Source organism: Aliikangiella litoralis, assembly GCF_052495765.1.
Window position 1 is genome coordinate 1,399,960 of the sequence record NZ_CP199292.1, and the last position, 16,304, is coordinate 1,416,263.

18 protein-coding genes are annotated in these 16,304 nt (G+C 35.1%); 13 read left to right on the top strand and 5 right to left on the bottom strand.

Translation table 11 applies throughout. The annotated features are described in order from the left end of the window. Positions 1-9: 9 nt before the first annotated feature. Positions 10-1,083 carry a TauD/TfdA family dioxygenase gene (locus ACT5E3_RS05825; RefSeq protein WP_444997368.1) on the top strand — a complete coding sequence of 358 codons (1,074 nt, stop codon included), beginning with the start codon at positions 10-12 and terminating at the stop codon, positions 1,081-1,083. 107 nt (positions 1,084-1,190) lie between these two features. Beyond that, on the top strand, positions 1,191-1,652 hold the full coding sequence (locus ACT5E3_RS05830) for a hypothetical protein (RefSeq protein WP_444997369.1): 462 nt from the start codon (positions 1,191-1,193) through the stop codon (positions 1,650-1,652). Between the two features lie 30 nt (positions 1,653-1,682). Here the strand turns inward: ACT5E3_RS05830 and ACT5E3_RS05835 are convergent, their stop codons facing one another. Genes ACT5E3_RS05835 through ACT5E3_RS05850 form a run of 4 tightly spaced genes read right to left on the bottom strand, consistent with a single transcriptional unit; the run spans position 1,683 to position 4,639 of the window. Then, positions 1,683-2,630 (bottom strand): ADP-ribosylglycohydrolase family protein, encoded by a 948-nt coding sequence (locus tag ACT5E3_RS05835; RefSeq protein WP_444997370.1) that lies wholly within the window; start codon positions 2,628-2,630, stop codon positions 1,683-1,685. A 56-nt stretch (positions 2,631-2,686) separates the two neighbouring features. Continuing rightward, entirely contained in the window at positions 2,687-3,412 is a 726-nt protein-coding gene (locus tag ACT5E3_RS05840) for an NUDIX hydrolase (RefSeq protein WP_444997371.1), read from the bottom strand. After that, on the bottom strand, positions 3,402-4,037 hold the full coding sequence (locus ACT5E3_RS05845) for an NUDIX domain-containing protein (protein ID WP_444997372.1): 636 nt from the start codon (positions 4,035-4,037) through the stop codon (positions 3,402-3,404). Before ACT5E3_RS05845 ends, ACT5E3_RS05840 begins: the two co-directional genes overlap by 11 nt. Next, the gene (locus ACT5E3_RS05850) at positions 4,034-4,639 is read right to left on the bottom strand and encodes an adenylyltransferase/cytidyltransferase family protein (protein WP_444997373.1); all 606 of its coding nucleotides are present in this window, start codon (positions 4,637-4,639) and stop codon (positions 4,034-4,036) included. The genes ACT5E3_RS05845 and ACT5E3_RS05850 overlap by 4 nt, the downstream gene beginning before the upstream one ends. A gap of 176 nt (positions 4,640-4,815) precedes the next feature. On the opposite strand from ACT5E3_RS05850, the gene ACT5E3_RS05855 reads away from it, so the two are divergent. The 10 genes from ACT5E3_RS05855 to ACT5E3_RS05900 all read left to right on the top strand — a co-directional run bounded on the left by ACT5E3_RS05855 (position 4,816) and on the right by ACT5E3_RS05900 (position 11,932). After that, on the top strand, positions 4,816-5,469 hold the full coding sequence (locus ACT5E3_RS05855) for an isochorismatase family protein (protein WP_444997374.1): 654 nt from the start codon (positions 4,816-4,818) through the stop codon (positions 5,467-5,469). A 55-nt stretch (positions 5,470-5,524) separates the two neighbouring features. After that, complete coding sequence (gene pncB / locus ACT5E3_RS05860; RefSeq protein ID WP_444997375.1) at positions 5,525-6,703, top strand: nicotinate phosphoribosyltransferase; 1,179 nt, start codon at positions 5,525-5,527, stop codon at positions 6,701-6,703. Positions 6,704-6,730: 27 nt separating this feature from the next. Then, a complete protein-coding gene (locus ACT5E3_RS05865) occupies positions 6,731-8,389 on the top strand; it encodes an NAD+ synthase (RefSeq protein ID WP_444997376.1) in 1,659 nt (552 codons plus the stop codon). Positions 8,390-8,405: 16 nt separating this feature from the next. After that, positions 8,406-8,570: a hypothetical protein gene (locus ACT5E3_RS05870; RefSeq protein WP_444997377.1), complete on the top strand. Its 165-nt coding sequence runs from the start codon at positions 8,406-8,408 to the stop codon at positions 8,568-8,570. Positions 8,571-8,627: 57 nt separating this feature from the next. Beyond that, positions 8,628-8,771 carry a hypothetical protein gene (locus tag ACT5E3_RS05875; protein WP_444997378.1) on the top strand — a complete coding sequence of 48 codons (144 nt, stop codon included), beginning with the start codon at positions 8,628-8,630 and terminating at the stop codon, positions 8,769-8,771. Positions 8,772-8,819: 48 nt separating this feature from the next. Beyond that, positions 8,820-9,365: an RNA 2'-phosphotransferase gene (locus ACT5E3_RS05880; RefSeq protein WP_444997379.1), complete on the top strand. Its 546-nt coding sequence runs from the start codon at positions 8,820-8,822 to the stop codon at positions 9,363-9,365. 16 nt (positions 9,366-9,381) lie between these two features. Beyond that, positions 9,382-9,969 carry an NADAR family protein gene (locus tag ACT5E3_RS05885; RefSeq protein WP_444997380.1) on the top strand — a complete coding sequence of 196 codons (588 nt, stop codon included), beginning with the start codon at positions 9,382-9,384 and terminating at the stop codon, positions 9,967-9,969. Next, positions 9,959-10,552: a macro domain-containing protein gene (locus tag ACT5E3_RS05890; protein WP_444997381.1), complete on the top strand. Its 594-nt coding sequence runs from the start codon at positions 9,959-9,961 to the stop codon at positions 10,550-10,552. Before ACT5E3_RS05885 ends, ACT5E3_RS05890 begins: the two co-directional genes overlap by 11 nt. Before the next feature lie 8 nt (positions 10,553-10,560). Continuing rightward, on the top strand, positions 10,561-11,094 hold the full coding sequence (locus ACT5E3_RS05895) for an O-acetyl-ADP-ribose deacetylase (protein WP_444997382.1): 534 nt from the start codon (positions 10,561-10,563) through the stop codon (positions 11,092-11,094). A 91-nt stretch (positions 11,095-11,185) separates the two neighbouring features. Beyond that, positions 11,186-11,932: a metallophosphoesterase gene (locus ACT5E3_RS05900; protein ID WP_444997383.1), complete on the top strand. Its 747-nt coding sequence runs from the start codon at positions 11,186-11,188 to the stop codon at positions 11,930-11,932. A gap of 260 nt (positions 11,933-12,192) precedes the next feature. On the opposite strand, the gene ACT5E3_RS05905 is transcribed toward ACT5E3_RS05900, so the two are convergent. Next, the gene (locus ACT5E3_RS05905; RefSeq protein ID WP_444997384.1) at positions 12,193-13,008 is read right to left on the bottom strand and encodes a MipA/OmpV family protein; all 816 of its coding nucleotides are present in this window, start codon (positions 13,006-13,008) and stop codon (positions 12,193-12,195) included. 598 nt (positions 13,009-13,606) lie between these two features. On the opposite strand from ACT5E3_RS05905, the gene ACT5E3_RS05910 reads away from it, so the two are divergent. Next, positions 13,607-16,207 carry a PKD domain-containing protein gene (locus tag ACT5E3_RS05910; RefSeq protein ID WP_444997385.1) on the top strand — a complete coding sequence of 867 codons (2,601 nt, stop codon included), beginning with the start codon at positions 13,607-13,609 and terminating at the stop codon, positions 16,205-16,207. The last annotated feature ends 97 nt before the right edge of the window (positions 16,208-16,304 follow it).

Here is a 16,304-nt window from a genome sequence, read left to right on the forward strand (position 1 = left end):
AAGGAAAAAATGATGGTGAATGAAATTCGAAATGTAGCCAATTTAATTGAACAAGGCTTGGAAAGTTATTTTATTAATCAGCAGCAACTACCAATTGTGCTGTCACCTGTTAATAGTGACTTTGATATAAAACAATGGGCAAAAAACTCTAAATCGCTCATTCGCTCACTAGTTCTTGAATATGGTGGCGTATTGTTTCGAGGTTTTGATATTGTTGGTACTGATAACTTTGAACAGTTTGTCTCTACCGCGATATCTTCTGACTGGGGTAAGTATCAGGAAAAGGCAACTCCAAGAAGCCATGTGAAAGGAAAAGTTTTTACTGCAACCGAATATTTAAACGATAGAGTGATATTACCGCATAATGAGAATTCTTATGTTAAGTCCTGGCCAGGCTATATCGCTTTTTATGCGCAAGTTGTTGCTGAAACCGGTGGTGAAACACCACTGATTGATTGCAGAGAAATGTATAAAAAAATACCAAGTGAAATATTAGCTGAGTTTAGTGAGAAGGGCGTGGAGTATGTCAGGAATTATGGCTATGGTATGGGATTGCCCTGGAAAGAGGCTTATGCGGTTTCTGATCGTGATGAAATGAATCATTATTGTGCCGAGAACAATATATCCATTAAATGGATTGATGATGATAAAATACAATTGCGTTCGCGTCGTTGGGCAGTAATTACACATCCTGCAACAAAAGAAAAACTGTGGTTTAATCATGGTGTGTTTTTTAACATGTATGCTTTAGAAGAAGAGTTAAAGTCACTTTTTTTAAGTTGTTATGGTGAAGATGAGCTGCCTTACAATACATATTATGGTGATGGTAGCAAAATTGAAAAGTCGACCATAGATACGCTATTAAAATTATATGAAACACAAAAAATTAAATATCCTTACGAAGAAAATGATGTTTTGATACTTGATAATATGCGAGTTGCACATGGTAGAGAGGCCTTTACTGGTGAGCGTCAGGTTTATGTTGCTATGATGGAGCAGGTTTCTTATGAAACGATTGAAGGGATTAGTCATTTTATTGAGCCTGCACTCATTAGTGGCGATGAAGATGTTTTAGTTTTTTAAGTATTAAATTTGTTTTTTAGTTTTGTTGATTTGATATTCAAATTCTATTGAGTCTTTGTGTGTTTTCTTTACAAGCTAAAATACACCTTTTAGGTAACAGTAACAATATGAAAATTAAATTTTTAGATAATATGAAAGCCCAAAATAAAGAAAGAATAGCCATTGCTATGATTGGTATTTTAATCTTTTATCATATTCTTAAGTTGTATAACTTTACTTTGGGTAATGATCTCTATAGTACAAGCGATTTTTTAAATTCTTTTAATAAAGATTTCCCTGTTTCTTTTGTTATGATAATGCAAAATATTTTTCGCGGTATTATTATTGTCAGTTTAGTTACTATTTTTTTGAAGAGAAAAGAAGGTTTAGTTGGTATGTGGGCTGGTATAATTGCATTAGTTACTCTGCAATTTATACTGGCTTCAAGTTCGAATCATGAAATGATACAAACATTATACTCTGACTTAAAACCATTGAAGGGTATTATTTTTCCAACATTTATTACTTTCTTTTACCAATATATCGGTTATAAGAAACAAAACCAGTTAAACGAGCTGAAAACATATTAATCTATTGTTAAAATGGGTAGCACTATATGGTTATAAGTGATCTACCCTTGATTTTATACTGCCAAGTTGTTTAGCCATAATTAAAATTTCATCATACATAACCAGCAGCGATTTCCAATGAGCAGGAATATTATTTAAACCATAATATGCGCCAGCTATTTGTCCACATATGGCCGCGGTTGTATCTGCATCATTACCAATATTAGCTGATTTAAGTATGGCTTCTTCAAAACTATCAGAATGATAAAAGCACCAAAGAGCAGATTCTAGACTTTCAATAACGTATCCGCTTCCCGTTAATTCTTCATAAGGTTTATTGAGAAATTGGCCTCTGCATAATTCGATTATTTTGTGGGTATTAGCATTGTAGTCAGATTGTTTAAGTATCTGATTCTTGTTTTTGCCGAGAAAAGTATTCAAAATCATCGCAGTGAAAATACGACTACTATCAATACATTCAGCTGCACCGTGAGTTGTTCTTGAGCTTTCTCCTGCAAAGTGCAAGGCTTTTTCTAAATTATCTTTATAAAATATTGGGATAGGAGCTAAACGCATTAAACATCCATTACCAGCTGATAATCGGTGAGTAGGTCCACTAAAAGGTTCTTTGGTTCTTTCATATTCAATTAATGCAGTAGAGACTGTATTTCCAATGTCAAAACATTTTCCATTACTACTCATATAACCATGGCGATACCAATTGCAATAACGATTCATTTGATCTGCCGCATCAAAACCATTCTTGTGTATTAGGCTTTGCGCTAAACAAAGTGCCATGGAGGTATCATCAGTCCATTCTCCAGGATTAAGATTGAAAGGACCTCCACCAATCATATCGGTAATGGGGTTAAAAGTACCTCTAGGTTTAAATTCTAAAGTGGTTCCTACTGCATCTCCAATGGCAAGGCCTATTAAACAGCCTTGAATAGCATCATCAATATTCTTAGCTTGGTTATTTATATGGCTTTCTGTTTGCATACGGTTATTTAATTCCTAGTGTGAGAAGTTGTTTGTCGTTTAATCAGTCAATTAATTTATTTGGCATAAATTTCCCGCATATAAAAGTGCAGATCTTCATCATCGGCTTTGCGATAAAGTTGTGCCATTCTGGTTGCTGTTTGTTTTGATTCGCCTTCGACTTCTTGAATAACATTCCCTTTAATTATGCGTCGTCTAAAACCTGATTTATTAAGCTTGCCACCTAATATAATTTCGAAGCATTTTTGTAGTTCCGATAAAGTAAACTTTTCAGGTAAAATATGTAGTGCAATGGTTGTATATTGTGCTTTATTTCTCAAACGGTGAAAGGCTTCTTTTATTAATTCGTCATGATCAAAGGCAAGAGTTGAGCAGGTTGAATTTCCGTCATTATCCAAAACACACCAACGAGTATCATCACTTAACGTAACTTCTTGAGCATTTACTAGTGCAAAGTAAGTTACAGTAACCGACCAACCTCTAGGATCTCTTTCATTATTACCTGTTGCACCGAGTTGTTCTAGATAAGGAGCTTCATAACCCGTTTTTTCTTTCAGCTTTCTGAGGGCTGTTTGTTGAATATTACTATCTTTTTTAATATCAATGAATCCTCCAGGTGTTGCCCAGTGATCTTTGTATGGAAAATCAGTTCTTTTCGCTGTTAACACATTGACTTGTTCATTAATAATAGAAAATATAACGATATCAACACTCGTGAGGGGAACATCATAATCATGAATGTTATATTGAGCTAAAAAATCTTTTTCTGCTTTAGTGGTCATTTAAAGCCTCACTCAATTGATTTGCTTTTAACCACATTAAAGCCAGGCTGGTTGTTACGCTGAGCTTGCCTTGTTGCATCAGCGTTATTGCACTACTAACACTAAGGATATGAGTTTTGATATCTTCATTTTCATCGGATTCACCATGAATACCTGATTTTGTTAAGTTTGTTTCTGCATAAAACAATGTTGTTTTTTCACTGCTTCCCCCTGGGCTTAAATAAAATTCACCTATCATGATCTTAGCATTGCATTGATAGCCCGTTTCTTCGAACGCTTCTCTTTCTATGGCTAACCTTGGTTCTTCACCAACTTCCACAATTCCAGCTGGCAGTTCATATAGCCAAGGATCGTCTTTGTTTTCTAGTGGGCCAACTCTAAACTGCTCGGTTAGTAGTACTCTTTTTTTTCTTGGATCGAATATAAGTAATGCAACTGTTGGTCTACGCACTAATACCTCTCGTTGATGAACTTGGCTTTGAGTGCCATCAAACTTGTCGTATTGAATCGTATGATTTTTTAGCTGAAAAAAGCCATCATGACAAAGCGTTGTTTCTTTTATGATATTGTTTGAGCTTGATAATTGGCTTAAAAAGTTTTTTTCTTTGGGAATAAACTTTTTCATATATGTACTCCATACAGTTTTTGATTAAATATATAGTGAGCAATCATACTGTCTAAATAATATTTAAAACGCGTTTCAAATAAAAATTCTGGACGTGGATAATCAGATATTAACTTCCTGATTAGTGTACTACGTACAGGTACTCTTTCGCTAACTGATCTTAAATTCCAGCGTAGGATGATTTCTTCGCCTCGGTAAAACTTATTCCAAGTTTTATGTGTCGCATTATCTGGTCCAACAATAAAAGTGAGTTTTGCATGAAACCCACTTTTTAAATATCGGTTTTCAAGTGCATCAAGTACATCAAAGGTATAAACTGGTTTCGAATTACTTGAGCCTATGTCTCTTTCTATTGATGATGTGAGTATAGTTGGTTTGGATTTAAATTGAAGATGCTTTTCTGAATGGAAAGCTTGAGCTAACAAACTTGTCATATTAAGACGATCTTCATAGGACGCCATTTTTTTACCAAAAGCATGTCGATAACTAGGAACTAACAGGATTTCATCAAAATCTGAATAAATTTGCTCAATTATATCCTTGTGTCCTAAATGAGGAGGGTTAAAGGCTGAACCAACTACTCCAACTCTCTTGGTTTTCATTTCATTCTCCTTGCTTGACATAATAGTATAGCTTGTATATTATTAATAGTGCATCAAGTATACTATTAAGTCAAGGTAATTAAATAGCAAGCTATAATGAGTTCAATTTGCCATGATTAGTATGTAAGAAACTGAATATTGTTGTAGTAATTAATCAGAGAAGTGGGGCGGAGAAGATGAATAGATTTAATCAGAATAATACGGCTGTTTTTGATGTTGATGCACAATATACATTTACACAAGAGTGCCCAGATGAACTGCCTGTTGAAGGTGGAACAGAGATAGTTAAAGCGCTGAATGAACAAGCGATGTTTGCCGCTATTCGAGTCGGTTCTAAAGATGCGCATAGTCCAAGGGCCGTTTGGGTTGCAAACGAAGAAAAGCCAATGTTTTCACCTGTTGAGGGAGATGATGTTGATATTGCTTGGAATCTACACGCAGTGCCGGGTACAAAGGGGTTTGAATTAATTGAGGGATTACCCAAGCCTGTTGAATATGATTTTTTTGTTTGGAAAGGTATTGAACTTGATCTGCATCCTTATGGTGCTTGTTACCATGATTTAGCTGATAAAATGAGTACTGGAGTTATTGAGTATTTAAAACATAATAATATCGAAAATGTCATAGTGGGCGGTTTAGCAACAGACTATTGTGTTAAAACGACAGCACTTCAATTAAATCGAGCAGGCTTTCGTGTGATCGTTAATCTTGAAGCTTGCAGAGGGATTACACAAGAGACGGTTAACTCTGCAATTGTTGAAATGAAAAAAGCTGGAGTTGAAATAGTGACAGAAACTAAAGCACTAAAACAATATGAGTTGAAAGCTTAATGTTCATTAATGATAATTAAAGAAAGACAAAACAAACTAACATAAGGATAACAGCATGGCTAGTAAACCGATAATTCAGTCTCTATTGGATACTGACTTATATAAATTGACAATGATGCAAACCGTACTACATTATTTTCCTGCGGCAGAAGTTGAATATTTATTTAAATGTAGAACTGAAGGCGTTGATTTAACTTCGTTAGCCACAGAAATAAGAGATGAAATTAAACACTTATGTCAATTAAAGTTTACTGAAAATGAAGTTCATTATTTAAATAATATTTATTATTTGAAATCAGATTTTGTTCAATTCCTTAAATTGTTTCAAATGAATGAAAGCTATGTACGCATGGGCAGAGATGAAGAAGGGCAGCTAGAAATTAAAGTGGTTGGGCCTTGGTTACATACTATTTTGTTTGAAGTGCCCATATTAGCGATTGTTGAAGAAGTGTATTCCAGACATCAACATGCTGATATTGATTTGAAAGAGGGGCAACGCCGTTTAAAAGAAAAAACACAAGCGATTAAAGCTCACCCGCTAGGCGACAAGCTAAAAATTATGGAGTTTGGAACCCGACGCCGTTTTAGTCGCGACTGGCAAAAACAGGTTTTATTGCATCTTAATCGCAGTGTACCTAATAATTTAGTGGGAACCAGTAATGTTTATTATGCGAGAGAAATTGGACTATTACCCTTAGGCACAATGGCACATGAGTATTTGCAGGCTTTTCAAGCGTTAGGACCTCGTTTAGTTGATAGTCAAAAGGAAGCATTAGATGTCTGGGCAAGAGAGTATCGTGGTGACTTAGGCATAGCGCTCACAGATATTGTTGGTGTTGATGCATTTATTAAAGATTTTGATCGCTACTTTGCAAAATTGTTTGATGGCGTAAGGCATGATAGCGGCTGTCCATTTGAATGGGCACGAAAAATGATCGCTCATTATCAAAAATTGGGGATTGATCCTAAAACTAAAACACTTGTTTTTAGTGATGGTTTAGATATTTCGTTATCATTTGATTTACTCGAAGAATTTCATGAAGTCACTAATGTCGTTTTTGGTATAGGCACTAATCTCACTAACGACGTTGGTGTAAAGCCTTTGAGCATTGTGATGAAAATGATTAAGTGTAATGGACAACCAGTAGCAAAAATCAGTGATAGTCCGGGAAAAACTATGTGTAAAGATGAAGGTTACTTGACCTATTTGAAGAATGTATTTGCAGTTAATTAAAAATAAAATCTTATTAAGGAGGGCGTTATGAAGTTAGTTTTAGCCCAGTTAAATTATACCGTTGGTGACATCGAAGGTAACCTGGAAAAAATACTTGATGCCTATAAAACCATCAGTGAGCAAGATGCGCTACTAATTTGCAGTGAACTTGCATTAACCGGATATTACCCTCAAGATTTGGTATTAAAAGAAAGTCTATTAGTGAGACAAAGTAATGCTCTAAAAAAGCTAATGGATGAAACTGAAGGTAAACGGTGTGGAATAGTTATTGGTTATATTGAAAAAAACAATCAAGTAACGGGTAAAGGTTTGTTTAATGCATTAGCATTATTAAGTAATGGTAAACAGGTGTTTCAATATCATAAACGTTTACTACCAACGTATAATATTTTTGATGAGGCCCGTCATTTCCAACCAGGAAGTAATGTCAATGTGTTTAATTATAAGGGAGTGCAGCTTGGTTTTTTAATTTGTGAAGATGCTTGGGCAAAAACAAAGAATTTTAAATACTCAGATGATCCTGTGAATGGTTTTAAACAGCATGAGCTGGATTTGGTTATTAGTATTAATGCATCGCCTAATAATTTAGGGAAAATGCAAGAGCGCATCGATGTTATTAATCGAGTTGCTACTCAAACTCAGTCGCCAGTTGTTTATATTAATCAGATTGGTGGTAATGATGAGCTTGTATTTGATGGTGCCAGTTTTGCGGTTAACAAAATTGGTAAGTTAGTTTGCCAAATGAAGCCGTTTGAAGAGCAAATATACCACCTAGAACTTGAAAATTTAGATGAGCTTAAAGCTAACGCTGTTTTTTATAACGAGAATGAATTGATTCTCGGCCAAACAGTATTAGGTATTAGAGATTATGTTAAGAAGTGTGGTTTTAGCAAAGTTGTTATTGGTTCATCAGGTGGTATTGATTCTGCAGTTACATTAGCTATCTGCAGTAAAGCGTTGGGACCTGAAAATGTAATAGCGATTACCATGCCTTCAAAGTTTTCTTCTGAAGGTAGTGTTAATGATTCAGTAACTTTATGCAATAATCTGGGGGTTAAATTGCTAAATGCATCTATTGCAGAAGAGTTTGAGTTGGCGGTTAAACGTTTTGAATTTATGACTGGTGAAAATCCTTCTACACTCACTCAAGAAAACATGCAGGCAAGAATTAGAGGGCGAATACTAATGGAGTATAGTAATCATTTTGGTGCTTTAGTGATTTCTACTGGTAATAAAAGTGAAATGAGTGTTGGTTACGCAACTTTATATGGAGATATGAATGGTGGAATTAACCCACTAGGTGATTTGTATAAAATGGAAGTCTATGCGTTAGCTAGATTTATTAATGAAAAATCAGGAAGAGAAATAATACCTGATGTCATTATTCAAAAAGAGCCAAGTGCTGAGCTTTCTGAAGGTCAAGTGGATAGTGATTCACTACCAGAATATCCACTGTTAGATGCGATATTAAAGCTCTATATAGAAGGTGATTTATTAGATGTTGATGAAAGCGAAAAATGTCATTTACTGATTGAAAAATATCAAGTTTTAAATGATGACGTTGAGCGAATACATCGAATGGTTGATAAAGCAGAGTTTAAACGAAGACAAGCACCGCCTATTATACGTGTACAAAAAAGAAGTTTTGGTATGGGGCGTTGGTTGCCTGTGGCTGCAAAGTATTAGAAAAGGAATAAGGGAAATGAAGACTAAAATAGAAACAGTGACTATGTATAGGCCAACTGGAAAAAATGAGTTGAAGTTAGTCATTGAAAGTGGATATAAAAAATGGCCTCCTAGATTAGCAGAACAACCAATATTTTACCCCGTGACAAATGAAAGATATGCAATCGAAGTTAATAATTGAAATGTTAAGGCTAAAGGTATTGGTTTTATTACTCGATTTGAAGTTAAAAAGTCATTTGTGGAACGTTATAAGATAGAAACTGTTGGAGGGAAGCATCATACTGAGTGGTGGGTTCCTAGTGAAGATTTGGAGGAACTTAATAATAATATTGTTGGTTTGATTGAAGTTATTGGGAAATATACAGAAGTAATTAATGGATAATATTTCTTCTAATTATATGGAAAGAAGAATATTAAATAGAGAAAAGAAATGAAAGATAAAACAAAAAGGATATCCAAATTTTTGAGTTATGTCTTAAGGCATAACCCTGCAGAAATTGATTTAGAACTTGATGACAATGGTTGGGTTTCTATAAAACAACTGATTGAAAATGCAAATAGTAAAGGCAAAGGTCTGACTATGGATATTATTAAGCATGTTGTTGAAACTAATGATAAACAACGATTTGCAATGAGTGAAAATGGTCAAATGATTCGTGCGAGCCAAGGGCATAGTATTAATGTTGATTTAGAGCTGGAGTCGTTAACTCCACCTGATATATTATTGCATGGATCAGCAGAGAAAAGCTTAGGTATTATTATGGCGAGCGGTATAAAGAAAATGAATCGGCATCATGTTCACCTTTCTGAAAAAATAACTACCGCTAGTGAAGTTGGAAAACGTTATGGTAAATTAGTCTTGCTGGAAATTGATGCTAAAAAAATGCATAAAGACGGCTTTGAGTTTTATAAAAGCGATAATAATGTTTGGTTAGTCGATTATGTACCTGCTAAGTATATTCAAGTAATTAAGTGAAGCTAGTGAGAAAGCAATGAAAGAAATAAAGGACATACGCTCAAAAAATGAGTTGATTAAATTTGTGCTAAATGAAGAAAGTGTAAAGTATTTATTCTTTTGGGGGCATACAAGCAATAGTCCTCAAACAATTAATAAAACTTGCTTCAGCCAATGGTTTAATTCACCTTTTGAAATTGATGGGGTGACTTATTCAACTGCTGAGCATTATATGATGGCGGAGAAAGCCAGACTATTTGAAGGTGAGAGCCAACTGAATAGCCAGTTAATTCAACAAATTATTGAAGCCAGCCATCCCAATGACGCAAAGAAGTTAGGCCGTCAAGTTGAAGAGTTTAATAATGAACTATGGTGTCAACATCGGTTTGATATAGTGGTGAATGGTAATATGGCTAAGTTTTCTCAAAATTCTAAGTTAGCGGAGTTTTTATTAGCAACTAAAAATCGAGTATTAGTTGAAGCTAGTCCGGTTGATAAAATTTGGGGGATTGGTCTGGCAGAAGACCATGGTGATGTAAGTAATCCATCCAAATGGAAAGGTTTGAATTTGTTAGGTTTTGCTTTGATGGAAGTGAGGGAGAGGTTGAGTAGACATGATAGCTAAGTTAACCATTATTGATTTTAACTCAACGATGGTTGAAGAGTGCGCTCATGCCTTTAGCGATTATGATAATGTAGAATTAATTGAAGGTGATTTTTTCTCCGCTCCTGCTGACATGTTAGTGAGTCCGGCTAATAGTTTTGGGTTTATGGATGGAGGTTTAGATTTAGCCATACGAAACCACTTAGGAACGTCGCTTGAAGTAAATGTTCGAAATGTAATACAAACAGATTTTGCTGGTGAGTTACCGATTGGAAGTTCGATTATAGTGAAAACTTTAAATAAAAATTGGCCATATTTAGGCGTTGCACCGACAATGAGAGTACCCTCAAATATAAATGGTACGTTAAATGTCTATTATGCATTTCGTTCAATGATGTTAGAGATAATAAAGTTTAACAAAAAGAGGCGAACTCCGATTAAATCGGTTGTTTTTCCTGGAATGGGAACTGGTATTGGTGGAATGTCAGAAAGAAAATCAGCTATGCAAATGGCATTTGCCTATAAACAATTGTTGGAAAGGGAACAACAAAAAACAGCGAAACAAATATTACAAGAAAACAACGAGTTGGAATTGTTGAGGTAAATGGAAAGATGTATGAAAATATTGAAGTAATAAAAGGAGATATTACCAAGCTTAAGGTTGATGCTATTGTTAATGCCGCTAACGTTAGCTTATGTGGAGGTGGTGGTGTTGATGGAGCCATTCACCGCGCTGCCGGTAAAGAACTGTTATTAGAGTGTCGAACCTTGGGTGGATGTAAGACTGGCTTTGCAAAAATAACTAAAGGATATAATTTGCCCGCTAAGTATATTATTCATACGGTTGGTCCAGTTTGGTATGGCGGGCATAAAAATGAAGAAGAACTTTTAGCATCTTGTTATCGAAAGTGTTTAAAGCTCGCTAATGATAACGGCGTACAATCAATTGCTTTTCCTGCAATAAGTTGTGGTTCTTATCGGTTTCCGATTGAGAGAGCTTGTGAAATAGCGGTTAGTGAAGCTGCGAATTTCAAAAGAAAATATGGTGATTCAATTAAAATTACTTTTGTTTTATTTGATGATAAATTGGAAAAAGTAATGGGAAATGCACTGGTGAAAGTAGAAGGAAGAGGTATTGAAAGTTAAGTTGGTTACTCATAATAACTAAAAAATCATTAGCTTCTTATCTACTACTTGATATCGTACTCTAATTCGGAATACTAGAATTTATCAGAAGATGAAAATACAGTTATTAAGCGATTTACACTTAGAGTTTAAATATTACTCTTATCCAAAAACTGATGCCGATGTTGTTGTTTTAGCTGGTGATATTCACACTAAGGAGCGAGGTGTAAAATGGGCAATGGAAGAAATTAAAGATAAGCCTGTAGTGTATATTTTAGGAAATCATGAGTTCTATGGTAAATCCTATCCGAAGCTAATTGATTCATTGAAAATATTAACAAAAAATACAAACGTTCATGTCTTAGAAAATAATTTAGTTAATATTGATGGCGTCAATTTTTTAGGTTGCACTTTGTGGACTGATTTTGAGTTGTTTGGCAATGCCAGAATATCTGGATATGAATGTCAACAGGTTATGACTGACTATAAAAAAATCAGGCGTTCGCCGAGTTTCGCTAAACTGCGTTCAATTGATACTGCAATAGCACATAGTCAATCTATAAAATGGCTTGCGGAAAATTTGAAAGAAAAACAAGGTGAAACCAATGTCATTGTTACTCATCATGCGCCGTCATTAAATTCGGTGGAAGGTAAGTGCCACAAAGACACCACTACCGCTGCTTATATTTCTAATTTAGAAGATTTTATTGAGAAAAATAAACCTGACTACTGGCTTCATGGACATTTACATAATAGTAGTGACTATATTTTGGGAAAATGTAGAGTACTTTGTAATTCAAAAGGATACCCTGACAGTATTAATCCTGAATATAATCCAAGCTTTTGCTTTTCTATTTAAAACAAAAGAGTTTACTTTGAATATTTAAGTTATGGCAGATTTATATGAAATAAGAGCAAATTATGATCGCGATAGTATCATTATGTATCAGGCTTATTCTGGACAAATGTCACATGCATAAAACTTTAGAAGGAAAGTTAATTGTTGAAACAGAAGAAGTCGTTTAGAAAGAACAATTGTTTTAAATAGTTTTAAAAAGCGGCTTTTGTCAAGCATAAAAGCCGCTGATATATGTAAAGTTACATTATTATTTTTCAGATCTAATATTCACTGCTGGCAAAAACCCAACCAAAATAAATACTTGCGTATAGATTATCTTCTTTTTTGACTAAAGGGCTATCAATGTTCGCTGCATTTTTCAAATCTTCTGCTCTAGCGAAAATGCCAAAGTAAAATTGATCCCAGCGTTTACTTACAGCTAAAGAGAATGAATGACTAGATATCCCTTTTTTAGCTTGATACAGGTTTCTATTTGCTGTTACATACTGTGGAGCGACTTCATAGAATTGAGTATGATATTTTTGATCGCCATAGTTAATACTGTAGCTGGAATAAAATTTCCACTGACTAAAGTTGTGGACATATTTTATATCAAAACCGCCAGTAATTCCTTGCTGGTTAACTGAAAAATCATCGAAACCAAAAGCAGTTCTTATTGGCAGTTCTAAAGAAAGCCGATTGAGTTTGTCTTTTATCAACCAATATTTTATCGCAGGGCCGATTTCTATAAGTGTCTTTAAATCTTTCATTCCTGCTCTAGCCTTATTATCTTCACTACTCACAGGAAGCCCTATTCCAATACTGAATGATAGGTCAAGGTTACGAATGCCGAACAAGTTATAATTAAATCCATTACGATCAATTTTAGTTTTTTTATCCTCATAGGTTCCGTAGGGAAGAGGTAATACTTTATTGAGTTCTTCATCTGAACCTAAATAATGTGGAATAGATATTGTGGCTAAACCTGCGCCAAACTCCCACTTGATATCGTTTGCAACAGTATTTGTTGATATTGATAAAATCAGTAGCAAACTGGGATATAAAAATTTTTTTATACTTGTGAGATTAACTTTCATAAATAAGCTTAATAAAATAGTGATTAAAATAATAAATAGTTGATTTTTACATTTTAAAAAGTTTAAAAGTCAACTATTAAGTAACACCAAAAATAATACTCTTTAATATCAGATTGTTTTCATTGATGAAAATACTTAATTTGATTGTGTGTTTATTTTTCTTTTTTATCTCTTTAAGGATTATTACTTTGTTTTGCTATTTCTTTCTACTAAAAGTAAATCTAGCACTTTATGGTATTAATATCATAATATTTTATTTGAAGAGTGCCAATTTTTTAACTAATTTAATGATGAGTAATTCTCTAAATACTTGAATTATATTTTTTCTTTTACCTCAATATTAATTATTTTCAATACACCTTTCCAAATAAAACAAACCTTCACTGCTTAAACTGCTGATTCTAGTCGGCGAATAATCGTTAATAAAATCAAAAATGTAAATATTACAGATAACAAATATATTTATTGTGCGCAATATTAATTATGTGTTACATAGATATGACAGCGTTGTCTAAGAGGTTTTTTAACGTTGGTAAAGTTGAATTTAATTAAAAAATAAATACTGGTAATCACTAGTCATTTAGGAGGACTAAAAATAATGAAAATAATTACGCCAAAAATAATTCAATATACATTTGGATTATTTTTATTAAGTTCACCAGCAGTCTATGGAGCCAATTTGCCGGATATTTGTGCATCTGAAGGTGTATCGACCTCAATCACTAATGGCAAACCAATTTGTGTTTCCAATAATGGTACCGCTTGGTTAAGTTTGGGCGGTGGTAATTCACATAATAGTATTGCAATTACAACGGGACACGGTACAGGTGATTTAAGTCTGTATGCCCAAAATGGGCAGTGGCCTAATACGGGATCAAATAGCACCTCACCTCGCTCAATAACCGCAGGAACCAACACCGAGTGCGTCATTTTAACTAACCCTACCCAGTACTGGACAATGATTGGTATTACTGGCAATCGTGATAAAGCTTCTGTTGTAGTTGATTTTGGTGCAACTTCATGCCGCACTGTTAGTAGTGATAGTTCTAATATTGCACCTGTAGCCCGAACGGATGGTCCTTATTCAGGGCAAGTCGGCGCTGGTATTGCTATGAGTAGTAATGACTCGTCAGATGTCGATGGTTATGTGGCTTCATGGCTTTGGAATTTTGGAGACAGCACAAGCAGTACTTCAGCAAACCCCAATCATACTTACAACTCGGCAGGCACTTATACTGTTAGCTTAACGGTTACCGATGATGATGGTGCCAAGCACACAACAACAACAAGCGCTACAATTTCAGGAGGTTCGGATCCTGACCCAACGGGCTATTGCTCGATGAAAGGGGGAGGTTCTTATGAGTGGATTGCTGGCGTTAAGTTAGGAAATCTAAATAGTACTTCGACTGGGGCTGCTGCTTACACTGACTTTACGAGTAAAATAGCGAGTGTTTCGGCAGGTAATAATACGATTACTTTAACACCAGGTTTTAGTTCCGGTGCTTATACTGAGCATTTTGCTGTATGGATTGACTATAACAAAGATGGTGATTTTCTAGATGCTGGTGAAAAGGTTGTCACAGCAAGTGGTAAAGCTGCTGTTACAGCAACAATTAATATTCCACCTTCCGCCTTTGGTAAAACACGTATGCGTGTCGCCATGAAATATAATTCTGCACCTAGCGGCCCATGTAATGATGTAACCTCCGGCGAAGTTGAAGATTATACTATTTCTTTTAGTGGCAGTGATCCTGATCCTGATCCCGATACCGGTAGCATTCCTGATATGTGTGCCAGTTCTGAACCAACAACCGCAACTAGCTTAGAAGATGGTGTGCCAGTTTGTGTGAAGTCTACCAATCAATTTACAAGTTTTAGTATTCCAACATTGTCGGGCTCAACTAGCGTTGCAATCACTACTGCTCATGGGCTTGGTAATTTAAGTTTAGAAGCTAGAAATGGTGGTGGCTGGCCAAAACCGGGTGATGATAGTGTGCGCTCAAAACATGTTGGTAATACCGAGTGTGTGATTATCAATAATCCGACTGAGTACTGGACTAATGCAACTCTGAGAGGTCTTTTTAAAGGAGCGACGGTTGTGTTTGATTTAAATGCAACCAAGTGTCGTGCTACCCCAGGTGCGGCAGATCCTGGTAATGATGGTTACAAATTTAATAAGGTTCATGTATTAATTTATCCATTCCGTTTTAATAGTGTTGATTTAGATTTTACAACGGCGCAAATTAATGAAGAAATGGAAAAAACCAAGACATACTATCAGGAACAGTCTTATGGCAACTTCAATGTGACTTGGGAAATTAAACCCAAAATTACTATGCCACTTTCTAAATCAACTTATGATAATGATAAGACGAAGTGGAATCCAGCTTATAAAGCCGAACTCAATAAGGCTGGTGTTGATCCTGATTTTCCAGGTGAAGCAACTATTGTTATGGTGACTGCACCACCAATTGGTACAGAATCAACAAATTACATTAATTCGCAAGCAGGTCCACCGCTTATGGAAATTTATACTTATAAAGCCGGTACTATTGCACATGAAATGGGTCATGCATTAGGTCTTCATCACTCAATGTCTCTTGAAGGTGGAAACAGTACACTCAATGGTAATAGCAATGATAAAATAACCAATTATGGTAATGTTTTCGCTATGATGGGAATGGGGGCACATACGCTTCAAGAGTACAACTTGATGTATAAGAGTTACTTTAAAGGTTGGATTAGAGAGAGCGATGCTCCGCTTATCACATCTTCTGGTACTTACCGAGTTTACGCATTTGATCATGGTAGCGTTAATGGACATGGAGCATCTGGTGCGATTGGTTTGCGTTTAAAATCTGGTGACGGTAAAAATACTTATTGGGTTGAGTATAGGACTACGACAGCAACAGAAGATAGAAGAGCTGCTTTGGAAAATGGAGTATTAGTGAATCTACAAGGTTATATGGATAGTAATGTAACGCCTTGGTGGAATCATACTTCTCTTCTATTAGATATGTTGCCAAATTCAAAGAGTACTTCTAACTGGGCACTTGAAGATGAAACAGATGCACCTCTTCAAATTGGTAAAAGTTTCACTGATAAATTAGGGAATGGCTTCCGCATTACACCAACGGCCAAAGGTGGCACTATTGGTACAGCCAATGCATGGATTGATGTAAAAGTCGAAATTTTTTAATTGGCTTATTGTTTTGAGTAGAAAAACTCAAATAAAGTTAAACTTCATGATTGCCACAACATTTATTGTTGTGGCAATTTTTTGATGGTTCGTTTCT